The sequence below is a fragment of the Curtobacterium sp. VKM Ac-2852 genome (assembly GCF_013205045.1).
Taxonomy (GTDB): Bacteria; Actinomycetota; Actinomycetes; order Actinomycetales; family Microbacteriaceae; genus Curtobacterium; species Curtobacterium flaccumfaciens.
Window position 1 is genome coordinate 551,134 of the sequence record NZ_JABMLI010000004.1, and the last position, 22,993, is coordinate 574,126.

Here is a 22,993-nt window from a genome sequence, read left to right on the forward strand (position 1 = left end):
CAGGAATGGTCGGGTCCGCACGTCGGACCCGACCATTCCTGCTCACCATCCGCGCGCCGCGATCAGCGCGGGATGACGGAGAACAGGAACTTCTTGCGGACCATGTACCAGGCCAGCAGGATCAGCGCCGTGTGCACCACGAACCCGATCCAGAAGTTGCCCCACGGCACACCGGGGATCGACGCGATCGCCAGGGCGAAGAACACCTGCCAGACGAACACGTACAGGCTCGCCTGCCCGAGCGGGATCCAGAGCCAGCCGATGGCGGCGGCGATGGGCTTCCAGAACACCGTGAGGATCGCGTAGGACACGACCGCGAAGAATGCGATGTCCACCAGGCGGCCCCACTGCAGGTCCACCCGCTGGTACGCCGTGTTGTACAGGGACTCGTACATCGTCGCCGGGAACGGCACCGGGGTGAACCCGAATTTCTCGCCGGCCCACACGTAGACCAGGAACGCCGCGTACCCGCCGACGGCGACGCCGACCAGGACCTTGCCGAGACGCCCGGTGAGCGCGCCGACGATCTGCCGCCGGTAGTACCCGAGCACGAGCCCGTGGGTGAACACCACCTGCCAGGTGAACAGGGGGAACACCGCCTCGAACTGGGAGTTCAGCGGACGGAAGTCGGGGTTGAGCGCCTGGAACACGTACAGCGCCCAGCTGGCGGCGAGGAGCGCCCACCAGAACCCGCGGCGGATCACCCAGATGAGCACCGGGATGAACAGGCTCAGCACCACGAACAGGCCCATGATGTTGAACGGCCACGGCCCCATCTCGAGCAGCAGGAACTGCCGGATCGCGTACCAGGGCGGCGGGTAGGCGAGCAGCTGCATCGCGTTCGGGTACAGGTCGTAGACCCGCCCCTCGGCATCGACACCGCCGGTGCCCGTGCCGCGGTCGGTGAACGTGGTGATGGCGTCGGTGTTCAGGAACGGGACGAAGCTCAGCGCGAAGACCACCAGGATCACCACGAGCGTGACGACGTACTGCTTGCGCGCGCGCTTCCACGCCCCGATGGCCGCCGCCCACTCGCCGAACTTCTTCACGGCGAACGGGTACGTCATGCCGAGGACCATGCCGGACAGGAACACGAACATCTCGGCACCGGTGATCGCACCGACGGCATGCAGCGTGAGGTACGAGTACGGTCCGCCGATCTCGATGTGGGTGATCACCACGGCGAGGATGATGAACCCGCGGAACAGGTCGAGCCGCAGGTCACGGCCGGGCTTGCCGTCGTCGGGGTAGCGCCAGCTCGGCAGGAGCCGGCCGAACACCCCGCTCAGCAGGAACACGATCGCCAGGCCGGCGGCCAGCCAGACGATCCACGCCATCTGCTCGCCGCCGGTCTCGTACTCCTGGGAGATCGCGGCGTTGCCCTGCTGCACGGTCACGCGGTCGGTGACCGGACCGAAGGCGAAGTCCCCGGACTGCTCGAGGTCGGTGCGGAAGGACTCCGCGACGCCCGGGTCCGCGGTGAGTCGCCAGTCGGCCACGCGGTTGCCGGCCTCGGGCTCGCGTCGCTCGGCCTCGAGCACGGTCATGCCCCGGATCAGCGGACGCTCCTGCACGGCGGCCAGCACCTGCCGCCACCAGCTCCGCTTGACCTGGAGCTCGGCGTCGCCCTGCAGCTCACGGTTGTACAGGGCGCCGGTGTCGAGGAGCATCGGGCGGTCGTCGGCGGCCGCGAACCGGTCGTAGAACGTGCCCGACTGGGGTTGGTCGTACCCCCAGTCCTCGTCGAACCGGGCCTCGACCTCACCGCTGCGGGTGAGCGGCACGGCGCGACCGGCGGCCTCGGTCGGGTCGCCCTTGCCGTACGAGAACATCGAGAGCCCGACCCAGTCGACGGCTTCCGCCCCCGGCCAGTACGGCCCGTACGGGTCGTCGGCGCCGGTGAGCTGTCCGTCGCCGTTGGTGTCCGCCTTGGCGACGTCGACCGGGGACAGGTTCCGCAGCCGCCCGGCGGACTCGCCGAACGGGTAGCCGGCACCGTACGACGGGGACCACACCATGAGCGCGTCCGACGTGCCCGCGTGCACGGTCGTGCCGAGCGCCCGGAACGCCCGGACGAACTCGGTCGGCTGCTGGCCCCAGCGGACCCACGTGCCGTTCATCTGCGGTGCGAACCGGACGAGCACCTGGGTGTCGTACTGGTCGTGCAGGTCCTCGAACACGGTGTTGACGGCGCGGGTGTCCGCGGTGTCGAGCGACCGCAGTTCGCGGTCGGGTTCGAGGCTCACGACGAGCACCGCCCCCTGGGTCGCCGCCGCCCGCGCCGAGCGGAGGAGCTCCTGCTTCGCCGTGCCCTCGAGCGGGTAGTCGACGGAGACCCCGTACATCGACGGCGTCGCGCCGAGCCGCCCCTCGTACCCCTCGGGCGAATCGCTGGCCCAGTCGAGGTCGGGGCCGAACCACGTCGACCCCTCGGCCGGCTGCACGGCGGCCGCCGGGTGCACGGACGCAGCCGACGCCGGCAGCGCACCACCGAGCAGGAGCGTGGCGATCGTGACGAGGAGGGCGACCGCGCGGGCCACCGGCTGCTTCACCGGTCGCACGCAAGCGTCCAGACGTTGTGGCCGGGCTCGTGCCGGTGCTCCAACCGGTCGAGCGCCGCGATGGCGAGGGCGAGACCGCGCCCGCTCTCCTGTTCGACGTCGGCCATGGTGACGGCACTCAGGTCGATGTCGACGGGCATCCCGTTGTCGGTCAGCACCGCGGTCAGGGCCCGGTCGGTGGCCTCGAGGCGCACGGAGTACCGGCGCCCGGTCCCCCGGTCGGCGCGGACGGTGTGCTCGACGATGTTCGCGGCGACCTCGGCCAGGGCGGTCTCGAGTGCGAAGCGGAGCCGCACGTCGTCGATGCCCAGACCGTCCCACCACGCGGCGAAGCGGTCCTGCACCTCGTCGAGGGAGTCGGGCGTCGCGGCGACCTCGAACGTGGTCTCGGTGCTCACAGGGGTCCTCCGGCGGTGCTCGACTCGTGTTCGGACTGGACTGGGGTGGCGGGGCCGCGGTACCGGACGGCCCGGATCACGATGCTGAAGATGAACAGGTCGAAGACGACCCACGCGGTGTTCACGAGCGGCGCGATCCCCTCGGCCTGGCCGGTCAGGTAGCGGATGCCGATCATGACCAGCGCGGCGACCAGGGCACCCATCGCGTACAGCTGCGGCTTGACCAGGTCCCACCGCGGCTTCTGCTCGGTCTCGTCCCGCACCTTCGGGGTGACGCGGAACCCGAGCGGCTTGCCCCGGTAGACGTTCTGGAAGGCGCTGGTCACCGACTCGATCCAGACCGGGAAGAGTGCGAGCGAGTACTGCTGCCCGCGCCAGGTCGGTCTGCCGGCGGCCACCACCCAGAACAGCAGCTGGTTGAACACCAGGAACGGGATGAGCCGAGCGAAGAAGTCGACGCTGTAGGCCTGCACGGGGATGACCCCGAACGACAGGCAGAGCACCGGGGCGGCGATGTAGACGATCGCGGCGAACCCGGACAGGTAGCTCCACATCGTCGAGAAGTACATGAGCCGCTGCCCCCACGACAGCCCCTTCTGCACCAGGGGGTTCTCGCGGAAGAACACCTGCATGGTGCCCTGCGCCCAGCGGAGTCGCTGCACGAGCATCGTCGGCAGGTCCTCGGGGGCCAGGCCCTTCGCCAGGATCTCGTCGTGGTACGCCGACTTCCAGCCGAGGCCGTGCAGGCGCATCGCGGTGGCCATGTCCTCGGTCACCGAGATCGTCGCCAGCGGCATGATCGGCTGCGCCTCGTCGTCACGGTTCACGTCGAGGGCACGGGCGAGCACGGCGATGGACTCGATGGCGGCGACCGGTGAGGCCTCACGCCGGCCGAGCACGTCGAGGGCGGCGTCGTCGAGACCCGCGAAGGTGTTGGCGTCGGTGGACATCGCCGCGAGCTCCTGCAGGTCGTTCCGCACGGACTCGAGGTCGGCGGCGGCGAACCGGAACGCGATGGCGTCGATCCCCCGCTGGAACGCGTACGTCACGTCGCCCAGGGGCTCACCGGCGCGCACCTGCTCGCGCGCCTGGTCCACCACGGCCTCGGCGTCGTCGAGGGCGGCGAGCACGCGCGGGTCGGTCTCGGTCTCGCGAGAGCGGGCGAGGAGCTTGCGCGAGGTGGCGAGGGTGCGCTGCACGGACGCCTCGACCTCGGCCACGTAGCGCGAGATGCCGAGCTGCATGAGCGCTTCGCGCCGCAGGATGGCGTTCGACCCGCAGAAGAACGCGGCGTTCCAGCCGTCCTTCGACTGCTGGATCGGACCGTAGAACAGCGGTGCCTGGCTGCCGAGGGGGTCGTCGTCCGGCACGTTCTCGAACCACTGCGGCGTCTGCACGAGCGCCATCCGCGGGTCCTTGAAGTACCCGAGGGTGCGGTCGAGGATCGCCGGGTCGGGCACCTGGTCGGCGTCGAGGATGAGCAGGAACTCGCCCTGCGTCGCGAGCAGGGCGTTGTTGAGGTTGCCGGCCTTGGCGTGCCGGGGTCGGTCCACCCAGTCGGCGCCGCGCGTGATGACGCCGATGCCGAGCGCCTCGGCCGCCGCACGCATCTCGGGGCGGTTGCCGTCGTCGAGGATCCAGGTGGTGTGCGGGTGCGTGATCGCCTTCGCCGCCCGGGCGGTGCGCTCGACCAGGTCGATCGGCTCGTTGTAGGTCGTGATGAAGACGTCCACGGTGACGTCGGTGGACGGCTTCGCAGGTGGTTCGCCGCGCTCTCGGAGCCGCCAGGCCCCGAGGGCGAAGAGCAGGGAGTCGATGACGCTGTAGGTCTCGGCGAGGATCAGCGGCACCGCGATCCACCACGAGTGCCAGTTCACCGAGGCCGCCCAGCGCCACACGATGTAGTTGACACCGGCGAGGGAGGCCAGGAGCGCCACCGTCCGCACGGCCACCAGGCGTCGGCGGGCGGTGCCGGTGGTCAGGCGGCGGCGGTCCTGTCGGCTGACGTCGAGCGCGGTCACCGGGTCTCCCCGTCCGCGGCGTCGCCGGACGTGCTGCGTCGCAAGCGTTCCTCCTGATCCCCGCGCGGGCCCCGGCCGCGTCGCACGCCCGAGTGTGGTTCCGTCCGGCAGCTGACCCGGAGGGCACCGTGCCGGTCGTCCGCTCCGGTCATCGGGCACGACCTCGGCGTGACGACCTGTCTACCGCACGGGCGGGTGCTCTGTCAGGCAGCGCACCCGATCTGGGGACAGCACGCGCGTCAGAACGTGGCGGTGAACCCCAGGTCATCCGCCAGACGCACGATGACCTGGTCGAAGTAGGCGGCCGGGTCGGACACGGAACCGACGAAGTGTCCGAAGAGCTCGAACGAGATCGTCCCGAACACCGTCGTCCAGGCCATCAGGGTGCGGACGAGGACCTCGTCGGGCAGGGTGATGCCGAACGAGCGCAGGGTGGCGACCCCGTCTGCGACGGCGGGACCGGCCACCCCGGGAGCCGCCGGAGGAGCGGTGGGTGATCCGGGCCTCCCGGCCGCCGCCGGCGTCGACGTGACGGACGAGCCCGACGCGCCAGGCGCACCGGACACACCTGGCGCGCCGGACCCGACGGCGTCCGTGACCACGCGCACCAGCGCGAGCGTCGTCCGCGTCGCGGGCACGACGGTCTCCCGCGGCGCCGCGTAGCCGGGTACGGGCGAACCGAACAGCAGCGCGAAGTCCCCCGGGTGCGCGACCGACCAGTCCCGGATCGCCCGGCACATCGCCACCCAGCGCGCACCGGGAGTCGGTCCGGCCGCGGCACCGGCGGCCTCGACCGCGGCGCCGAGCTCGTCGTAGTCGGTGATGAGCAGGGCCGTCAGCAGGTCGTCGCGGCTCGGGAAGTACCGGTACACGGCCGACGAGACCATCCCGACGTCACGGGCGACGGCACGCAGGCTGAGGGCAGCAGGACCCTCATCGGTCAGGCGGGTTCGCGCTGCGGCCAGGATCTCCGCGGTGACCGTCTGCCGTGCGAGTGCTCGGGCGGTGGGTGCCATCCGATGATCCTGGCACGGGAGAGCAGCGCACACAAAGGAGAGCACTGCTCTTGCTTTCGCGTCGACGAACCGTCATGCTCATTTTCGAGAGCGGTGCTCTCGCAATCAGGAAGCAGGAGACCATGACCCACCACCTCGTCGTCGGTGCCGGCCCCGTCGGCCGACACGTCGCAGAACTGTTGACCGTCCGGGGCGACCGCGTCACCGTCGTCTCCCGCTCAGGTCGCAGCACCGGCATCGCCGGGGTCGAGCACCTCGCGCTCGACGCCTCCGATGCCGATGCCCTCTCCCGCGCCGCCGAGGGAGCAGCCGTCCTCCACAACTGCGCGAACCCCGGCGACTACACGCAGTGGGAGCGCACCTGGCCCCCGCTCGCCGCAGCACTGCTCACCGCGGCCGAACGCACCGGGGCCACCTACGCCATCACCGGGAACCTGTACCCGCACGGCCCGGTGGACGGGCCGATGCACGAGGGACTGCCGGACGCTGCCACCGACCACAAGGGGGTGCTCCGCGCCACCCTGTGGGCCGATGCCCTCGCCGCGCACGACGCCGGCCGCGTCCGGGTCGTCGAGGTCCGCGCCTCGGACTACCTCGGCCCCGGGATCGGCGCGAACGGGCACGTCACACGCGTGCTGCCGGCAGCGCTGCGGGGACGGACGGTGTCGATGGTCGGTCGCACGGACCTGCCGCACACCTTCACCGACGTGTTCGACGTCGCCCGGACCCTCGTCGCCGCTGCCGAGGACCAGGGCGCACACGGTCGCACGTGGATCGTGCCGAGCAACGCCCCGCGGACGCAGCGCCAGGCCCTCACCGACGTCCTCGCGGCGGCGGGGAAGCCCGCGGTGCCGGTACGCCGGATGCCCGCGGCCCTGTTCCGCGTCGGCGGGCTCGTGTCGCCGATGATGCGCGAGCTGGCCGACCTGACCTACCAGTGGACCGCGCCGTACGTGGTCGACGACCGCGAGAGCCGGGCGCGCTTCGGCATCGAACCGACCCCGTGGGACGAGGTCTGCCGCCGCACGGCCGCCGGCGCGGCCTGAACCACCGCCACCGCCACCCGCCGGCGCACACGGAAGGGGGACAGGACGCGCCGTTGCGCCCTGTCCCCCTTCCGCCTCGCACCGCCGGTCAGATCACCAGCAGCCTCGAGTACTGCGCCGCGTCGAGCTGCTGGGCAGCTCCACCCGCGGCGGGGACCTTCCACAGCCCGACCGAGGGGCCGCTGTCGATGGACACGAACACGTCCCCGTCGGCGGAGGCGGCACCCAGGTGCTCGCCACGCGACCCGGCGGTCAGCCCGGTCACCGGCACGGTGGACGTGCCACCGCTGCCGACCACGAGCTTGTCCGGGATGCCGCGGTCGATCTTGCAACCGGTCGGGCTGGTCGGGTACTCCGCCGGGGCGGGGCAGAACTCCGCCGACTGCAGGAGCGAGAAGCCGTCCGCGTTCGCGGCAGCGTACTCGAACGCGTTCCGCGGTTCGATCTTCGTCAGTTCGGTCGCCCCGGGCTTGAGCTGGTACCAGGTCCACGCCCCGGCGGCACCGGGCGAGCGGATGTCGACGTAGACGTTGCCCTGCGAGTCCGCGAGCACACCGGCGGGGTAGCCGACGGTCGAGCCGCCCGGCCCGGTGAACGTGCGGGGGGCGATGCCGGTGCCCTTGACGTACGGCCGGCTGACCGTTCCGCCGAGCACGACGACCTTGCCGTCCGGGGTGACCGTCCAGAAACGCTCATCGCTCCCGACGGCCTTGCCACCCAGGTCCAGCACGACCTTCGGGGTCGAGGTGCCGACGGACAGCTTCTGCACCGCGCCGGTCACCGAGTCCACCCAGTACAGGTTGCCCTCGGCGTCGGAGCGCAGGTCCGGGGTCAGGTGCAGGCCGGACGCGATGATCGAGATCCCACTGCCGTCGGCCGGGTCGCGAAGGATCTCGGTGCCGTCCGCCGACGGGGTGAACACGTCACCGTCGGCGTTCGCGGCGAAGCCTTCGCCGTGCGTCGCCACGACGGTCTTCGCACCGCTGCCGGAGTCCGCGAACCGCACGACGGCACCGTTGCCGTCGAGGGCGAACAGCGACTGCGTCGTCTCCGGCTCGGGCACCGACGGTGACGTCCAGCGCAGCGTGACCGTGCGACCGGTCCCCCGGTGGCCGAGGGCACGCACCGAGAAGCGGTAGGTGGTCGCGGGCGAGAGCTCGTCGAAGCGGTCGGAGCGGGCGCGCGGGAGGAGTCGGTGGACCTGGTGGTCGTGCCGGTTCGCGACGGCGTCGACGTCGACCTTCCAGCCGGTCACCTTGGCACCGCGGTCCGGGCCGCGCCACGTCAGCGTGGCACTGTCCGCGTCGCCGGTGACGCGGACCGCGGTCGGTGCTCCCGGCACCGACGGAGAGGTGTGCGCCGTCGCCGGCACCGCACCTCCGAAGACGAGCGCCGCGGCGGCGACCGCGGTGATGAGTGCTCGGTACACGATGGTTCCCCTGCCTTCTCCGCGGCTCCCTGCGTCACGGCTCCGGTCATCACAGCACCGTGCGGACTCCAGGGGAACGCCTGCGGGCGGGATCTGCGGTTCCCCGCACCGCAAGATGCGCAGGGCCCGTACCGGCAGACGCCGTCGTGTTCCCGAGACACCGCCGAATCCGACGGCGTCTCGCCGACTCGGCGGCGTGGAACCGACACGACGGCGTCTCGCGGGCCCGGGACCCGCACCGACGACGGACGGGAGGCCCGGTGCCAGCTGGCACCGGGCCTCCCGTCAGGAGGGGCTTGCGTCTCAGTAGCGCGGCTTGCGCTCCGGACGGTCGTCGCGGTCGTCGCGGCGGCCACCGCCACGGCGGTCCGCACGGATCTCGATGAGCTTGCCGCTGATCCGGGTGTCGGTCAGGCGGTCGAGCACACCGGGGTCCATGTCGGCCGGCAGTTCGACGATCGAGAAGTCCGGACGGATCTGGATCGCACCGAAGTCGTCGCGACGCAGGCCACCCTCGTTGGCCAGGGCACCCACGATCTGGCGCGGCTCGACGCGGTGACGACGGCCGACCTCGATGCGGTACGGCGACATCGGCTGCGAACGGCGCGGGCCACGGTCGCCGCGGTCGCCACGGTCGCGGTCGCCACCACGGTCGCCGCGGTCGTTGCGGCCGCCACGGTCGTCGCGGGCACCACGCTCGTCGCGCTCGCTGCGGCGGGCGTCGCGCTCCATCTGGCTGCGGAGGGCGTCGTCGGCTGCGGTGAGGAGCAGCGGCGAGTCGCCCTGCGCCACGACGGCCAGGGCGGCGGCGACGTCGTCCGAGGGGACGTCGTGGTGCTCGACGTAGTGCGCGATGACGTCGCGGAAGGCGGCGATCCGGCCCTGGTCCTCGAGCGCCGCGGTGATGGCGTCGTCGAAGCGGGTCAGGCGCGTCTCGTTGACGTCGTCGATGGTCGGCAGCTGCATCTGCGTGAGCGGCTGCTTGGTGTGACGCTCGATCGCGGACAGCAGGCGACGCTCACGCGGGGTGACGAAGCTGATCGAGTCGCCCGAGCGGCCGGCGCGACCGGTCCGGCCGATGCGGTGCACGTAGGACTCGATGTCGACCGGGATGTCGAAGTTCACGACGTGCGTGATGCGGTCGACGTCGAGGCCACGGGCGGCGACGTCGGTGGCGACCAGGATGTCGAGCTTGCCCGACTTCAGCTGGTTGACCGTGCGCTCGCGCTGGGCCTGGGCGACGTCACCGCTGATCGCGGCGGCGGCGTACCCGCGGGCACGGAGCTTCTCGGCCAGGGTCTCGGTCTCGCTCTTGGTGCGGACGAAGATGATCATGCCCTCGAAGTCCTCGACCTCGAGGATGCGGGTGAGCGCGTCGACCTTCTGCGGGTACGAGACCATCAGGTAGCGCTGCGTGATGTTCGCGGCGGTCTTCGTCTTGGTCTTGACGGTGATCTCGGCCGGGTCGGTCAGGTACTGCTGCGAGATGCGGCGGATCTGCGCGGGCATGGTCGCCGAGAAGAGCGCGACCTGCTTGTCGTCCGGGGTGTCGGCGAGGATCGTCTCGACGTCCTCGGCGAAGCCCATCTTGAGCATCTCGTCGGCCTCGTCGAGCACCAGGTACTTCAGCTCGGACAGGTCGAGCGTGCCCTTCGCCAGGTGGTCCATGATGCGACCGGGGGTGCCGACGATCACGTCGACGCCGCGGCGCAGGGCGGAGAGCTGCACGCCGTAGGCCTGGCCGCCGTAGACGGGCAGGACGTGGACGTTCTTCATGTGGGACGCGAACTGCTCGAACGCCTCGCACACCTGCAGGGCGAGCTCGCGCGTCGGGGACAGCACGAGCGCCTGCGGCTTCTTGCTGCCGGACTCCATGCGGGACAGGATCGGCAGCGCGAAGGCCGCGGTCTTGCCGGTACCGGTCTGCGCCAGGCCGACGACGTCGCGCCCGGCGAGGAGCGTGGGGATGGTGGCTTCCTGGATGGCGGAAGGGGTCTCGTAACCGATGTCCTTGACGGCCTTGAGCACAGCGTCGCTCAGGCCGAGATCGGCGAACGTCACCACGGGCCCGTCGTCGAGGGTCTCAGTGGTGGGGGTGGTGTCCGTGCTCATACCACCAACGGTATCTCGAATGCGCGCTCCGCAGGGACGGGAGGCCCGTGGCGACGCCGCCACGGGCCTCCCGTCCGCCCCGTCGGTCGCGTCAGGAGCGCGTGGTGCCGATCCCCAGGACCGCGTCCGCCCGGTCGTTCAGTCGCGTCAGCATCTCGGCGAGCGAGCGCAGCTCGTCGGAGGCGAACTCCTCCGTCAGGTCGTCGAACACCTCGGCGCCGGCGGCGTCCAGCTCGTCGAGCAGTCGTCGGCCGGCGGGGGCGAGCGTGACGAGCGTGGCGCGGCCGTCCGCGGGGTCCGGCGACCCGATCAGGTGCTCGGCCTCGATCAGCGAGGCGACCCGGCGGCTGATCACCGGGCGCGACAACCCCGTCGCGTCGGCGATCGCGGTCGCCCGGACCGGCCCGTGCCCGGCGACGGCTCGCAGGATCACGCGGGCCGTCGGGTCGAGGCCGCCCCGCGACTCGATGAGCGAGGAGCGCAGGGTCTGCCGGACCCACAGCCGGTCGAGCTGGGATCGCAGGAGTCGCTCGGCGGCACGCCGGTCGTCGGTCACGCGCTCAGCGTAGCGGGCACATTTAGTTGCTTGCCGGAAGCAACAGATGTATCGTTGCGCGGTCTGCAAAGTTTCACAGCCAGAAAAAGGAGTTCGATGACCGCCACCGCACCCGTCCCGGTGCAGCACGGTCGGCACACCGCCGAGGCCCCCGCGGCCTCCGGAGGCGCCGGCCAGCAGCCGCTGATGACCCACCGTCAGATCCTCCTGGTGATCTACGGCCTGATGGCGGGCATGTTCCTGTCCTCGCTCGGCCAGACGGTGTTCGGCACGGCGATCCGCACGATCGGCGACGACCTGCACGGGCTCGACCAGCAGGCCTGGGTGACGACCGCGTACCTCATCACCTCGACGATCGCGACGCCGATCTACGGCAAGCTCTCCGACATCTTCGGCCGCCGCCCGCTGTACATCTTCGGCATCGTCGTCTTCATCCTCGGCGCCGTCCTGTCGTCGATGTCGACCTCGATGCTCATGCTCGCCGCCTTCCGCGCTGTGCAGGGCATCGGTGCCGGCGCGCTGATGTCGCTGCCGCTCGCGATCATGGGCGACATCCTCGCCCCACGTGAGCGCGCCAAGTACCAGGGGTACTTCCTCGCCGTGTTCGGCATTTCGTCCGTGATCGGCCCGCTCATCGGCGGTCTGCTCGCCGGTTCCTCCGAGATCCTGTGGATCACGGGCTGGCGCTGGGTGCTCCTGATCAACGTGCCGATCGGTGTCGCGGCGCTCCTCATGGTCATCGTGTTCCTGCACCTGCCGAAGGTGCACGGCGCCGGCGACGCGAAGCCGAAGGTCGACTGGTGGGGCGCGACCGCCGTCATCGTCACCCTCGTGCCGCTCCTGCTCGTCGCCGAACAGGGCCGCATCTGGGGCTGGGGCTCCCCCGCCGCCATCGCCTGCTACGTCGTCGGTGTCGTCGGCCTGATCGGCCTGCTGCTCATCGAGTCGAAGATGGGCGACGCGGCGATCATCCCGCTCAAGCTGTTCCGCTCGGGCACGTTCTCGATGGCGACCGTCATCGGGTTCCTGGTCGGCTTCGCGATGTTCGGCGCGATGCTCACCATCCCGCTCTACCTGCAGATCGTCGTCGGACTGACCCCGACCGAGTCCGGCTTCGCGACGCTGCCGCTCGTCGGTGGTCTGATGATCGCCTCGATCACCTCGGGGCAGATCGTCGCCCGCGTCGGCCGGTACCGGATCTTCCCGGTCATCGGCACCGCGCTCGTCTCCGCCGGCTACGTCGTCCTGACGTTCATGTCGATCGACAAGCCGCTCTGGTTCCTGATGATCGGCATGTTCCTCATCGGTCTCGGTCTCGGCTCGGTCATGCAGTCGCTGACCCTGGCGTCGCAGGGCTCCGTCGAGGCCCGTGACATGGGCGTCGCCACGTCGTCCGCCACGTTCTTCCGCCAGATCGGTGGCACGCTCGGCACCGCCGTGCTGCTGTCCATCCTGTTCTCGGTGATGCCGGCGAACATCCTGACCGCGACCGCGAACCAGAAGGACCTCGGTCCGGCGCTCGACGCCGCACTCAACCCGACCGTCGCCAGCGCGAAGGCGAACCAGGGCGCCATGGACAAGATCTGGACGCCCGTCGTCACCCCGCTGACGAAGACCGTGCAGTCGCAGCTCGACGCCGCCTCGGCGAAGGCGAAGCAGGCCGCCGACGCCGCGGTCACCGAGCAGGTCACCGCGGCCGTGCAGCAGCAGGTCACCGCCGGTGCCGTGCCCGCAGCAGCAGCGCAGACCGTCATCGACCAGCAGGTCGCCGCGGCCACGCCGGCCGCCGAACAGTCGGCGCTCGAGCAGGTCGCCGAGCAGGCGCACGCCAGCGTGCAGGACGGCACCGTGTCCGTCGACTGGGCGGACGCCGACCAGCGCTCCTACTGGGTCGACGAGCTCACCCCGGAGCTGGCGAAGAAGATCGACGACGGCAACACCACGAGCGACAGCGCCACCAGCACGAACGACACCTCGTTCCTGACCGGTGCCGACAGCCGCCTGACCCGGCCGTTCATGGCGGGCTTCAACGCCTCGTCCGTGACGATCTACTGGGTCGGTCTCGGCGTCATCCTGCTCGCGTTCGTGCTGACCTGGTTCTTCCGGGTGCCGCCGCTGCGCCAGCGGTCCGCCCTGCAGGAGCAGGCCGACATGTCCGCCGAAGCACAGCTCGAGGCCGAGGCGGGCGCCGCCGCAGCCGAGGCCGGCTCGTTCACCGGCCCGATGACCGGGTCCGTCCCGACCGGTTCCACGCCGACGCACCGTCGGTGACCGACCGGGGCGTCCGTCCGTGCCCCCTTTCCGGGCGGGCGCCCCTCCCACACACACCAACCCAGCAGGAGTCCACGTGATCACCACCCCGGCAGCGGCTGCGGCAACGGAGCCGTGCACGCTGCGTGAACGGAAGAAGCAGCAGACCCGGCAGGCACTGCACGACGCAGCGCTCACGCTGGTGTCCGCGCACGGACTCGACGGCGTCACGGTCGAGCAGATCTGCGCCGACGCCGACGTCTCCCCCCGCACCTTCTTCAACTACTTCTCGTCGAAGGCGCACGCGGCGCTCGGGCTCGACTCCGTCGAGGTCCCGGAGCGCTCAGCGGCCTGGTTCGCCGAGGCCGACGGCGCCCTGGTCGACGACCTGTGCGCCCTGGTCGCGGCCACCGTCCCGCTCTCGCAGGACCGCCGTCGCATGAAGGAGCTGCTCGTGCTCCGGCCGGAGATGTCCTCGATGGTGATGCAGTGGATGGCCGAGTCGCGCCAGTCCCTGCTCAGCGTCGTCGGCACCCGCACGGACGCGCAGACCGCCCGCACCGCGGTGACCCTGGTGATGTCAGCGCTCAGCGAGGTGGCGCACCGAGAGACCGTGCGGAGCAACGACGAGCTCGCGGATCGGCTCCGCGCCGTCGTGCGCGAGATGGCGGCGCTCGTCTCCTGAGCCGCCGGCCGTCGGCTCGCCGTGTCGAATCGGGCGTACCGGGTCGAATCGGGCGTACCGGGCAGGAACTTCCTGCCCGGTACGCCCGATTCCGCTTTCCAGCGCACGTGCTCTGGGAAGGAACCGCGCGTCGTCGACGTGGCCGGAAGACGGACTGGAGGCTCGTGGCGGTGTCGTCACGGGCCTCCCGTCCGTCAGGTGGTGATGCCCTGACGCCGCCGCGCCGGCCGGGGCCACACGAGCGCGTCCCGCGAGCGGTCGCGGGCGAACCGGAGCACGCGCAGCACGCGCAGCACGACGACGTCGTGGTCATCCGCTCGGTTGAGCCGCGCCGGATCGACCAGCGCGTCAGACCGACCGCGCGGCCTCCTCGAGTGCCTCGGCGGCTTCGCCGGCGCGCACGATGTCACCGTCGCTGACCGACCTCGCGTTGTACTCGGCCTTGGTCTTCACCGCCAAGAGCACCTCGAGGTGCTTCGCGACCGCCGGCCCGGCAGCTGCACGGAGCACGGGCACGGCTTCGTCGTGCGCTCCCGATCGCGAGTACCTGCCGGTCCGAGCCACGCAGATCGCGTCAGCCGCAGCGATGCCGCTGAGGACGCACTGTGTGACGAACGCGTTCGCGAACTGCGACCCGGCGCTGAACACCCCTCCGTCGCCACCGAACGCGCGGAGGACGTCAGCGGCGTCGAGGAACTCCGTCGCCTTGGCGAGCCGGCCCCTCCGGAACGAATCGTCGCCCGGTGCGGTGGCGCCGGTTCGCGGGGTCATCCGTTCAGCGTACGGAGCTTCCGAGACAGCCAACGACCGTCACCTGCGATGGGAATCCCGTCCCGAGCAACGGACGCGAGGAGCGGATCCGTGCCCTCGATCTCGTCCTCGTCGAAGACGACCGGCCGCACGGTGTTGCCGGTCCAACGACCGGCTGCGCGGCACAAGGCGTGGATCTGGTCCTCGGCGTCCGGGCGTCGGCCGCGAGTGACGACGAAGCAGAGATCGAGATCGCTGTCCGGGCGCATCGCACCGCGGGCTCCGGATCCGAAGAGCGCGGCGTACCGGAGGGGGATCGACCGACAGCGGGAACGGAGTCGTTCGAGCAGGGCACGCCGGAGGTCGGCCAGGGCGGTGACCGCATCGGCGGCGAGGTGTTCTCGGTTCAGGGTGAAGGACTTCGTCCGTCCGGTCCGGTGCCCGTCGACGAGGCCTTGCTCGACCAGTCGATCCGCACTGTTCCGGACCCCGGCGTACGACCGGTCCGGTACCAGGCTGCAGATGCCCCCGATCGTCAGCGGTCCTGGGGCCAGCGCCAACACCGCGAGGACATCGCCGTCCACAGAGGTGGTGACCGTCGCGAAGGGGGATTGCAACTGCATGGAGAGGTCCGATCAGATCGAGTAGAAATCTACCAGATCAGGTAGATTTCTACTCGTATCCGAGGATGTTCGTCAGACGACTGACCAGCCGCCGTCGCTCGGCAGCACCGCACCGTTGACGTTCGCCGAGTCGTCGCTCAGCAGCCAGGTGATGGCGGCGGCGAGCTGCTCGGGCTGGGCGACCGGCGGGATGGTGGTCTGCATGATCGGACCGACCCGGCGGGCCGCGTACTCGCTGCGCATCGGCGCCTCGATGTTCGTGGCGACCGCACCCGGTGCCACCGCGTTCGCCCGGATGCCCTGCGGCCCGTGGAAGAACGCGACGCTCTTGGTGTACCCGGCGATGGCGTGCTTCGACGAGGTGTAGGCAGCCCCGGCGGCCGAGGCCTTCAACGCGGCCTCGGACGCGACGTTCACGACCGACCCCTTGCCGGCGGCGATCATCAGCGGCAGCACGGCGCGGGTCAGGCGCATCGGGCCGGTGACGTTGACGCTGAAGACACGCTCCCAGATGGCGTCGTCGACCTCGTCCGGCGGCAGGAACGCGTCCATGATGCCGGCGACGTTGGCGAGCCCGTCCACCCGGTCGCCAGCGGCGGCGATGAGTGCGTCGATGGTCTCGCTCGCGGCGACGTCACCGACGATGGTCTCCACGGCGAAGCCCTCGAGCTCCGTGCGGAGTGCGTCGAGCCGCTCGGCCACGACGTCGGTCGCGATGACGCGCCCACCCTCGTTCGCGATGCGCGTCGCCGTGGCGCGTCCGATGCCGGAACCCGCTCCGGTGACGATGATGGTCCTGCCGGTGAACCGTCCGGCGGTGGTGTCGGTCATGTGGTCTCCTCGATGCGGGGCGCTCGCTGCGCCACACCCGGTTATAGCACCCAGTGCCGAAAGGTCTCCATGCGCTCGACGAACGACCGTCCGACGGGGCGCCCACGCACCATCGACCCCGACGCCGTGTCCCTCGTCGCACTCCGGCTGTTCGACGACCAGGGCTTCGACGCGGTGTCGATGGACGACGTCGCCGCGGCGGCCGGGGTCAGTCGCCGATCGCTCTTCCGGCTGTTCCCGAACAAGGCGGCGCTGGTGTGGGGCGGTCTCGACGAGTTCGCCGCACGGTTCCGCGAAGCCCTGCGGTCACGGCCGGCCGACGAGCCCTCGGCGGTGGCACTCCGGGCGGCCTACCGGATCGGTGCGACGTTCCCGGACGACGCGGTCGAGGTCACCCGACACCGACTCCGGGTCATCCGCGCGAACCCGTCGCTCGAGCACGTCGGCGCCGCCACGGTCACGGCCCTGACCGACGAGATCCTGCGGTACGTGGCCGAGCGGGACGGGGTCACCGCCGACGACCTCGCCGTCGCCGTGCGCGCCCACACGCTGGCCGCCGCCGCGAGCGCCGCACTCACCTGGTGGGCACTGCACGGCGACGGACGACCGGAGGACGTCCTGGAGCGCGCACTCGCGCTGCTCGACTGACGAGCCCCGGGGTTCCCCCACGCCGCACGCCGGAGTACCTTGCCGGGCATGCACACGACCGGACCCGCCCCGTACTTCCAGTTCGCCGGCACCGCCAGACAGGCCCTCGAGCACTGGCAGCGGGTGTTCGGTGGCGACGTGCGGATCGCGACCTACGCGGACTTCTCCCGCACGGACGGTCCGGCCGACGCCGTCGCGCACGGCCAGCTCACCGGCGAACTGCAGCTGTTCGCCGCGGACGCGAGCGAGGGCGACACCCCGTTCTCGGCGACGGGGCTGCTCTTCTCACTGCTCGGCGCCGCGGAACCGGACGTCCTGCGCCGGTGGTTCGACCAGCTCGCCGAGGGCGGCACGGTCGTCGACCCGCTGCAGCAGCGCCCGTGGGGCGACTGGGACGGCACCGTCCGTGACGCGTACGGGGTCACCTGGCTGATCGGGTTCGAGGACTCCGCGCGCTGAGTCCCGCGCGCTGCAGCGCCTACTGCTGGTCGGACGGCAGCAGCGGCGCCCAGAAGGCATCGGGACCGTCGGCCTGCACGGCGTCGCGCTCGAACCGGAACCCGTAGTCGCGGACGAAGTCGAGGGCCGCGGCCTGCTCGTCCTCGGCGTCGTCGTGGTCCGCGTCGAACAGGTACACCCCGTGTCCCATCGCGACACCGGCGTCGCTGATGACGGAGAGGTCCCAGCGCCCCTGCTCGGAACGCTCGATCCGGACGACGGCGGCCTGGGATGCGGTGAAGTCAGCCATGCCGCGAGCCTACGGACGCCCCGCGGCTGGCGTTCAGGATGCTCCGCGGCCACTACGCTGTGCACGGTCACAGGTCAGACGAGTGGAGAACGAATTGTCAGTCGGATTGCTCGCCGTGGTGGACGACATCCTCTCCGCAGCCCTCAAGGCCAGCGCGAAGACCGCCGGGGTCGTGATCGACGACGCCGCCGTCACGCCCCAGTACGTGCAGGGTCTCGAGCCCGCTCGTGAACTCCCGGTCGTCGGGCGCATCGCCCTCGGCAGCCTGTTCAACAAGTTCATCATCATCATCCCGCTGGCGTTGCTGCTCACGGCCTTCGCACCCGGGGTGCTGCCGTGGCTGCTGCTGCTCGGCGGCACGTACCTGTGCTTCGAGGGCGCCGAGAAGGTCACCGAGTGGTTCGGTGTCCACCACGAGGGCGGGTCCGACGAGGCCGTCACCGAACCGAAGCTCGTCTTCGGCGCCATCCGCACCGACCTCATCCTGAGCACCGAGATCATGCTCATCGCGCTGACGGGCCTCGACCCCGACCTGGGGCTCTGGCCGACGCTCGGCGCCCTGATCGTGATCGGTCTGGTCATGACGGCCGTCGTCTACGGTGCCGTGGCACTGCTCGTGAAGGTCGACGACATCGGCCTGCAGATGATGAAGAACTCCGTCCGCCGCACCCGCCGGATCGGTGCCCGCATCGTCCGTGCGATGCCGATGGTCTTCCGGGTCATCAGCGTCATCGGCACGGTCGCGATGCTGTGGGTCGGTGGACACCTGGTCATCGCGAACCTCGCCGAGACCTTCTGGCACGGGCCGTACGACCTGCTGCACGTGATCGAGCACGCGCTCGAGGCCGCAGGCCCCGTCGTCGTCTGGATCGCCGACACGGCCGTGTCGGCCGTGGTCGGCCTCGCGCTGGGCATGGTCGTCGCCGGCATCGTGCTGGGTATCGGCCGCCTGCGCGGCAAGCAGCACTGACGCGGCTGCACGGCGGACAGGAGGCCCGTGGCGGCCCGGCACCGCGCCTCCCGTCCGGCGCGCCCTGCGCCCACCGCTGACGGTGCGCGGCCGCGCTCAGCGCTGCACGTTCTCCAGGTCCTCGAGCAGGCTCGGGTGGGTCGGGACCCAGCCGAGCGCGTCGCGCGTGTGGGCGCTCGACGCCGGCTGGTCCATCGCGAAGATCGGCGCGAACGCGCCGAACGTCTCGTCGGCCACCCGCTCGACGGGCAGGCCGAGGCGACGCCCGATGACCTCGGCCAGGTCACGCACCCGGTCGCCCTCGTCGGCGACCGCGTGCCAGACAGTCCCCGCCGGTGCACCTTCGAGCGCGAGCCGGAACAGCACCGCGGCGTCCGCGGCGTGCACGGCGGGCCACCGCTGCTCGCCGTCGCCGGGGTAGCCCGCGACCCCTGCCCGTCGGGCCGTCTCCGTCAGGATGCCGGCGAACCCGCCCGTGCCGTCCGCGTGCACGGTGCGCGGCAGCCGGATCGCCGAGACCCGGACGCCCCGTGCCGCCAGGTCGAGGGCGGCGAGGACGGATCGGGCTCGACCCGCGACCGGCCCCTCGAGCGGGAGCGGGTCGGTCTCGACCGAGGCCCGGCCGGGCTCCCACGGCGTGCCGGAGACGACGACGAACGGGCGGTCGCTGCCGACGAGCGCCTCGCCGAGTGCGGCCATGGCGGCGCCTTCCTCGGCGATCCCCCGCTCGAGCGCCTCCGCCGAACTGAAGTCGTTCGAGAACGCGAGGCTGATGACCCCGTCGGCGGCGCGTGCGCCCTCGCGCAGCACGTCGAGGTCGGTGAGCGCACCGCGGGCGGGGGTCGCCCCCGCGGCGACGAGGGCAGCGGCCGACCGATCCGACCGGGCCAGGGCCGTGACGGTGTGCCCGGCGGCGATGAGTTCGGTGACGACCGCGGTGCCGATGGTGCCGGTGCCGCCGGTGACGAAGACGTGCATGGGTGCTCCTCAGAAGTGATGGTACTTTTGTACCGTCACCGTACACCCGCGACGGGACAATTGTCCCGTCGCGTATGATCGTCGCATGGTGCGATGGCAACCCGGGGCCCGGGAACGACTGGTCCTGGCCGCGGTCGACCTGTTCTCCGAGCAGGGCTACGACGAGACGACAGTCGCACAGATCACCGAGCGCGCCGGCGTCACGAAGAGCACGTTCTTCCGGCACTTCCCGGACAAGCGCGAACTGCTCGTCGCCGGGCAGGAGACCCTGAGCCGACTCCTGGCCGAGGGCATCACCGACGCACCGGCCGACGCCACCCCGCTCGATGCCGTCGCCGCCGGACTGGAACGGGCCTCGGACGAGATGGGACCGCTGAACCGCGAGCTCGGACCACGACTGCGAGCGGCCGTCGCCGCCAGCGCCGAGCTGCAGGAGCGCGACGCCCTCAAGAGCGTCGGGATGGCCGCGGCCATGACCGACGCCCTGGTCGGCCGCGGTGTCCCCGACGCTCCCGCTCGACTGGCCGCCGAGATGGGTGTCCTCGCCTTCAAGCAGGGCTTCGAGCGGTGGTCGGGTGTGGGGCGCGCCGACGACGACCGACTGGCCGACCACGCCACGGCCGCGCTCGCCGAGCTCCGAGCCGCGGCCGCCCAGCTCGGTTGAGCGGACGTCGAGCGGACGCTGAGCGGAAGTCGAGCGGACGCTGAGCGGACGCCGGTCGTGCATCGTCGTATCCTCGGCGCCATGGCAGCGGTGCGACAGGTCCAGGTGACGTTCGACTGCGCCGAGCCGGAGCGTGTCGCCCGGTTCTGGTGCGAGGTCCTCGGGTACGTGGTCCCACCGCCCCCACCGGGGTTCGCCGACTGGGACGCGTTCGACCGGTCGCTGCCGCCGGAACACCAGGGCTCGGCCTTCGCGTGCGTCGACCCGACCGGTGCCGGCCCCCGACTGTTCTTCCAGCGCGTCCCCGAGGGCAAGACGGTGAAGAACCGCGTGCACCTGGACGTCCGGGTCGGCACGGGGATGACCGGCGCGGAACGACTCGCGGCCCTCGACGCCGAGAGCGCCCGTCTGGTCGGGCTCGGCGCCACCCAGGTCCGTCGGATGACGGCGGACCAGGTGGACGAGTCGTGCATCGTCATGCAGGACGTCGAGGGCAACGAGTTCTGCCTGGACTGACCGGCGTATCGTCGATGCACCCGAACCGCACCGCCGCGCCACGGAAGGACCCCCACCCCGCATGACCGTCACCGCCGCATCCGCCACCGCAGCCGACGCCACCGCCCTCGAACACCTGCTGGGGTCCGACCAGGTGCTCCGCGACCCGGAGTCGCTCGAGCGCTACCGCCACGACGACGCCGAGTGGGCCGACTCCACGGCACCGCTCGCCGTGGTCCTGGCACGCAGCACCGACGACGTCGTCACCGCCGTCCGCTGGGCCGCCGCCGCCGGTCTCCGGGTCGTCCCCCGCGGTGCCGGCACCGGCCTGTCCGGCGGCGCCAACGCGATGGCCGACTCGATCGTCGTGTCGCTCGAGCGGATGAACCGGGTGCTCGAGGTGAACACCGACGAGCGCTACGCGGTCACCGAACCCGGCGTCATCAACGACGCACTCCGCGCCGCGGTCGCCGAGCACGGCCTCTGGTACCCGCCGGACCCCGCGAGCTCGGCGATCTCGACGATCGGCGGCAACGTCGCGACGAATGCCGGCGGCATCTGCTGCGTCAAGTACGGGGTCACCCGCGACTACGTGCTCGGCATGACCGTCGTGCTGGCCGACGGGTCGGTCGTGGAGCTCGGCCGCCGGACGGCGAAGGGCGTCGCCGGGTACGACCTCACCGGGCTGCTGGTCGGTTCCGAGGGCACGCTCGGCATCGTCGTGTCGATCACCGTGAAGCTGCTCCCCCTGGCCGGCCGTGACGAACGGGCGGTGATCGGGTACTTCCCCTCGCTGACCGCAGCGGGCGACGCCGTGGCCGCGATCTCGCGCGCGGGGATCGTCCCCGCGGCACTCGAGATCGTCGACCGCACCTGTCTGCGCGCCGTCGACGACTGGATGCACCTCGGGCTGCCGGCGGACGTCGACACCCTGTTGCTCGCGCGGGTCGACGAGCGCGGTGCGGCCGGCGACGAGATCGCCGACCACGTCGCGGACGTGTTCGCCGAGGCCGGTGGGACGGACGTCGAGCGGGCCACCGACCCCCACGACATCGACCGGCTGTTCCAGGCCCGCCGACTCGCCTACCCGGCGCTCGAACGGCTCGGCCCGGTGCTGACCGAGGACATCTGCGTGCCGCGGAGCGCGGTGCCCGAGATGCTCCGGCGGATCCAGGTGACCGCGGACGCACAGGACGTCACGATCGCCAACATCGCGCACGCCGGCGACGGCAACCTGCACCCGCTGATCATCGCGCCCGAGGGCGACGACGCCGCGAAGGCCCGCGCGAAGACCGCGTTCGACCAGATCGTGGCGGACTGCCTGGCGCTCGGCGGGACCGTGACCGGTGAGCACGGCGTCGGGCTGCTGAAGCTGCCGGGCCTGCGGGTCGAGCTCGGCGACCGCGTGCTCGCGATGCACCGCTCCGTCAAGGACGCGCTCGACCCGGCAGGGACCCTGAACCCGGGCAAGGCGTTCTGACCCGGCCAGACGACGGACGGGAGGCCCGGTGCCAGCTGGCACCGGGCCTCCCGTCCTTCAGGTGGTCGCGTTCAGCGACCGGTGTGCGTCACGCAGGAGCGCATCCGCACGCACGCGTGCTCAGTGGCGACGGAAGTACCCGTTCGCGCCACCGACGTACATCAGGATCGTCGCGATGAGCACCGCGACGCCACCGATCCAGCCGAAGGCGTTGCCCCCCGAGGCCGCGCCGACGCCGACACCGATGAGCTGCAGGACCGCGAGGACCGTCAGCACGATGCGGGCCCAGTTGCGGCCGTCGCGCATCTTGAAGACGATGATGAGCTCGATCACGGCCAGGATGAACGCGAAGATCGCGCCGCCGACGAGCGGGGCGGTGCCGACGTCCTGTGCGGCGGAGGAGCTGCCACCCGAGACCAGACCGATGATGCCCTGCAGGATGTTCGCCAGGACCACCACCAGCCAGATGACGAACGACACGGTGACGGAGGTAGGACGACTGGACGTCGATGCCATGGGGGAATGCCTTTCTCGATGGACCACGTTCAGCGGCCTCTCAGAGAACGTACTTGCGGGCGTGACCGCTGTCCGGATGAGCCCGAAGGTCACAGAGCGGTAACGACGGCAGATCCGTCCAAACCCTTCGCCGCAGGGTGCCGAATCACCTGCAACGACCGGGAAACACCCGGAGCGCTCACCAGCCGCACATCGCTGGTTCTCCACCCCACCAAG

The 22,993-nt window shown here is 71.2% G+C and carries 23 protein-coding genes; 10 read left to right on the plus strand and 13 right to left on the minus strand.

The genetic code is table 11. From position 1 onward, the window contains the following. Positions 1 to 62: 62 nt before the first annotated feature. The 4 genes from opgC to HQQ79_RS17610 all read right to left on the minus strand — a co-directional run bounded on the left by opgC (position 63) and on the right by HQQ79_RS17610 (position 5,996). Positions 63 to 2,552 carry an OpgC domain-containing protein gene (opgC, locus tag HQQ79_RS19250; RefSeq protein WP_173035947.1) on the minus strand — a complete coding sequence of 830 codons (2,490 nt, stop codon included), beginning with the start codon at positions 2,550 to 2,552 and terminating at the stop codon, positions 63 to 65. Continuing rightward, on the minus strand, positions 2,549 to 2,959 hold the full coding sequence (locus tag HQQ79_RS17600; protein ID WP_111233550.1) for an ATP-binding protein: 411 nt from the start codon (positions 2,957 to 2,959) through the stop codon (positions 2,549 to 2,551). The genes opgC and HQQ79_RS17600 overlap by 4 nt, the downstream gene beginning before the upstream one ends. Continuing rightward, positions 2,956 to 4,911: a glycosyltransferase gene (locus tag HQQ79_RS17605; protein ID WP_367948123.1), complete on the minus strand. Its 1,956-nt coding sequence runs from the start codon at positions 4,909 to 4,911 to the stop codon at positions 2,956 to 2,958. The genes HQQ79_RS17600 and HQQ79_RS17605 overlap by 4 nt, the downstream gene beginning before the upstream one ends. A 308-nt stretch (positions 4,912 to 5,219) precedes the next feature. Beyond that, positions 5,220 to 5,996, minus strand: a complete 777-nt coding sequence (locus tag HQQ79_RS17610; protein ID WP_173035949.1) for a TetR/AcrR family transcriptional regulator — start codon at positions 5,994 to 5,996, stop codon at positions 5,220 to 5,222. 122 nt (positions 5,997 to 6,118) lie between these two features. On the opposite strand from HQQ79_RS17610, the gene HQQ79_RS17615 reads away from it, so the two are divergent. After that, complete coding sequence (locus HQQ79_RS17615) at positions 6,119 to 7,042, plus strand: NAD-dependent epimerase/dehydratase family protein (RefSeq protein WP_254066339.1); 924 nt, start codon at positions 6,119 to 6,121, stop codon at positions 7,040 to 7,042. An 88-nt stretch (positions 7,043 to 7,130) separates the two neighbouring features. On the opposite strand, the gene HQQ79_RS17620 is transcribed toward HQQ79_RS17615, so the two are convergent. The 3 genes from HQQ79_RS17620 to HQQ79_RS17630 all read right to left on the minus strand — a co-directional run bounded on the left by HQQ79_RS17620 (position 7,131) and on the right by HQQ79_RS17630 (position 11,139). Continuing rightward, on the minus strand, positions 7,131 to 8,471 hold the full coding sequence (locus HQQ79_RS17620) for a fibronectin type III domain-containing protein (RefSeq protein WP_173035954.1): 1,341 nt from the start codon (positions 8,469 to 8,471) through the stop codon (positions 7,131 to 7,133). 303 nt (positions 8,472 to 8,774) lie between these two features. Then, entirely contained in the window at positions 8,775 to 10,583 is a 1,809-nt protein-coding gene (locus tag HQQ79_RS17625; RefSeq protein WP_071245939.1) for a DEAD/DEAH box helicase, read from the minus strand. Between the two features lie 91 nt (positions 10,584 to 10,674). Next, complete coding sequence (locus HQQ79_RS17630) at positions 10,675 to 11,139, minus strand: MarR family winged helix-turn-helix transcriptional regulator (protein WP_163343313.1); 465 nt, start codon at positions 11,137 to 11,139, stop codon at positions 10,675 to 10,677. Between the two features lie 96 nt (positions 11,140 to 11,235). On the opposite strand from HQQ79_RS17630, the gene HQQ79_RS17635 reads away from it, so the two are divergent. Beyond that, complete coding sequence (locus tag HQQ79_RS17635; RefSeq protein ID WP_173035956.1) at positions 11,236 to 13,410, plus strand: MDR family MFS transporter; 2,175 nt, start codon at positions 11,236 to 11,238, stop codon at positions 13,408 to 13,410. Positions 13,411 to 13,486: 76 nt separating this feature from the next. After that, a complete protein-coding gene (locus HQQ79_RS17640) occupies positions 13,487 to 14,074 on the plus strand; it encodes a TetR/AcrR family transcriptional regulator (protein WP_051596480.1) in 588 nt (195 codons plus the stop codon). Positions 14,075 to 14,422: 348 nt separating this feature from the next. Here HQQ79_RS17640 and HQQ79_RS17645 read toward each other — a convergent pair whose 3' ends face one another. Then, positions 14,423 to 14,845 (minus strand): hypothetical protein, encoded by a 423-nt coding sequence (locus HQQ79_RS17645; protein ID WP_173035958.1) that lies wholly within the window; start codon positions 14,843 to 14,845, stop codon positions 14,423 to 14,425. Next, a complete protein-coding gene (locus HQQ79_RS19255; protein WP_367948124.1) occupies positions 14,842 to 15,093 on the minus strand; it encodes a hypothetical protein in 252 nt (83 codons plus the stop codon). Before HQQ79_RS19255 ends, HQQ79_RS17645 begins: the two co-directional genes overlap by 4 nt. Here HQQ79_RS19255 and HQQ79_RS18805 point away from each other — a divergent pair. After that, positions 15,016 to 15,492, plus strand: coding sequence for a hypothetical protein (locus HQQ79_RS18805; protein WP_254066341.1), 477 nt, complete (start codon positions 15,016 to 15,018; stop codon positions 15,490 to 15,492). The two genes, HQQ79_RS19255 and HQQ79_RS18805, sit on opposite strands and share 78 nt — an antisense overlap. A gap of 27 nt (positions 15,493 to 15,519) precedes the next feature. On the opposite strand, the gene HQQ79_RS17655 is transcribed toward HQQ79_RS18805, so the two are convergent. Next, positions 15,520 to 16,278 carry an SDR family NAD(P)-dependent oxidoreductase gene (locus tag HQQ79_RS17655; RefSeq protein WP_173035962.1) on the minus strand — a complete coding sequence of 253 codons (759 nt, stop codon included), beginning with the start codon at positions 16,276 to 16,278 and terminating at the stop codon, positions 15,520 to 15,522. A gap of 69 nt (positions 16,279 to 16,347) precedes the next feature. On the opposite strand from HQQ79_RS17655, the gene HQQ79_RS17660 reads away from it, so the two are divergent. Both HQQ79_RS17660 and HQQ79_RS17665 read left to right on the plus strand, forming a co-directional pair. Further along, entirely contained in the window at positions 16,348 to 16,926 is a 579-nt protein-coding gene (locus HQQ79_RS17660; RefSeq protein ID WP_138802645.1) for a TetR family transcriptional regulator, read from the plus strand. Between the two features lie 48 nt (positions 16,927 to 16,974). Then, positions 16,975 to 17,385, plus strand: coding sequence for a VOC family protein (locus tag HQQ79_RS17665; protein WP_173035964.1), 411 nt, complete (start codon positions 16,975 to 16,977; stop codon positions 17,383 to 17,385). A 19-nt stretch (positions 17,386 to 17,404) separates the two neighbouring features. Here the strand turns inward: HQQ79_RS17665 and HQQ79_RS17670 are convergent, their stop codons facing one another. Further along, positions 17,405 to 17,674, minus strand: a complete 270-nt coding sequence (locus HQQ79_RS17670; protein WP_071245932.1) for a hypothetical protein — start codon at positions 17,672 to 17,674, stop codon at positions 17,405 to 17,407. Positions 17,675 to 17,768: 94 nt separating this feature from the next. Here HQQ79_RS17670 and HQQ79_RS17675 point away from each other — a divergent pair, with 94 nt between their 5' ends. Continuing rightward, entirely contained in the window at positions 17,769 to 18,644 is an 876-nt protein-coding gene (locus HQQ79_RS17675; protein WP_173035966.1) for a DUF808 domain-containing protein, read from the plus strand. 96 nt (positions 18,645 to 18,740) lie between these two features. Here HQQ79_RS17675 and HQQ79_RS17680 read toward each other — a convergent pair whose 3' ends face one another. Then, a complete protein-coding gene (locus HQQ79_RS17680; RefSeq protein ID WP_173035968.1) occupies positions 18,741 to 19,622 on the minus strand; it encodes an SDR family oxidoreductase in 882 nt (293 codons plus the stop codon). Between the two features lie 85 nt (positions 19,623 to 19,707). On the opposite strand from HQQ79_RS17680, the gene HQQ79_RS17685 reads away from it, so the two are divergent. The 3 genes from HQQ79_RS17685 to HQQ79_RS17695 all read left to right on the plus strand — a co-directional run bounded on the left by HQQ79_RS17685 (position 19,708) and on the right by HQQ79_RS17695 (position 22,261). Continuing rightward, on the plus strand, positions 19,708 to 20,286 hold the full coding sequence (locus HQQ79_RS17685; RefSeq protein ID WP_173035970.1) for a TetR/AcrR family transcriptional regulator: 579 nt from the start codon (positions 19,708 to 19,710) through the stop codon (positions 20,284 to 20,286). Positions 20,287 to 20,367: 81 nt separating this feature from the next. Next, positions 20,368 to 20,802 (plus strand): VOC family protein, encoded by a 435-nt coding sequence (locus tag HQQ79_RS17690; protein ID WP_173035972.1) that lies wholly within the window; start codon positions 20,368 to 20,370, stop codon positions 20,800 to 20,802. A gap of 61 nt (positions 20,803 to 20,863) precedes the next feature. Beyond that, a complete protein-coding gene (locus HQQ79_RS17695) occupies positions 20,864 to 22,261 on the plus strand; it encodes an FAD-binding oxidoreductase (RefSeq protein WP_173035974.1) in 1,398 nt (465 codons plus the stop codon). A 120-nt stretch (positions 22,262 to 22,381) separates the two neighbouring features. Here HQQ79_RS17695 and HQQ79_RS17700 read toward each other — a convergent pair whose 3' ends face one another. Continuing rightward, entirely contained in the window at positions 22,382 to 22,777 is a 396-nt protein-coding gene (locus HQQ79_RS17700; protein ID WP_051596478.1) for a hypothetical protein, read from the minus strand. Positions 22,778 to 22,993: the final 216 nt, after the last annotated feature.

Coding starts and splice junctions, on each gene's coding strand:
- HQQ79_RS17610 (WP_173035949.1), bottom strand. CDS start 5,996: ATGGCACCCACCGCCCGAGCACTCGCACGGCAGACGGTCACCGCGGAG.
- HQQ79_RS17615 (WP_254066339.1), top strand. CDS start 6,119: ATGACCCACCACCTCGTCGTCGGTGCCGGCCCCGTCGGCCGACACGTC.
- HQQ79_RS17625 (WP_071245939.1), bottom strand. CDS start 10,583: ATGAGCACGGACACCACCCCCACCACTGAGACCCTCGACGACGGGCCC.
- HQQ79_RS17635 (WP_173035956.1), top strand. CDS start 11,236: ATGACCGCCACCGCACCCGTCCCGGTGCAGCACGGTCGGCACACCGCC.
- HQQ79_RS17645 (WP_173035958.1), bottom strand. CDS start 14,845: ATGACCCCGCGAACCGGCGCCACCGCACCGGGCGACGATTCGTTCCGG.
- HQQ79_RS19255 (WP_367948124.1), bottom strand. CDS start 15,093: ATGCGCCCGGACAGCGATCTCGATCTCTGCTTCGTCGTCACTCGCGGC.
- HQQ79_RS17655 (WP_173035962.1), bottom strand. CDS start 16,278: ATGACCGACACCACCGCCGGACGGTTCACCGGCAGGACCATCATCGTC.
- HQQ79_RS17660 (WP_138802645.1), top strand. CDS start 16,348: ATGCGCTCGACGAACGACCGTCCGACGGGGCGCCCACGCACCATCGAC.
- HQQ79_RS17665 (WP_173035964.1), top strand. CDS start 16,975: ATGCACACGACCGGACCCGCCCCGTACTTCCAGTTCGCCGGCACCGCC.
- HQQ79_RS17670 (WP_071245932.1), bottom strand. CDS start 17,674: ATGGCTGACTTCACCGCATCCCAGGCCGCCGTCGTCCGGATCGAGCGT.
- HQQ79_RS17680 (WP_173035968.1), bottom strand. CDS start 19,622: ATGCACGTCTTCGTCACCGGCGGCACCGGCACCATCGGCACCGCGGTC.
- HQQ79_RS17685 (WP_173035970.1), top strand. CDS start 19,708: ATGGTGCGATGGCAACCCGGGGCCCGGGAACGACTGGTCCTGGCCGCG.
- HQQ79_RS17690 (WP_173035972.1), top strand. CDS start 20,368: ATGGCAGCGGTGCGACAGGTCCAGGTGACGTTCGACTGCGCCGAGCCG.
- HQQ79_RS17695 (WP_173035974.1), top strand. CDS start 20,864: ATGACCGTCACCGCCGCATCCGCCACCGCAGCCGACGCCACCGCCCTC.
- HQQ79_RS17700 (WP_051596478.1), bottom strand. CDS start 22,777: ATGGCATCGACGTCCAGTCGTCCTACCTCCGTCACCGTGTCGTTCGTC.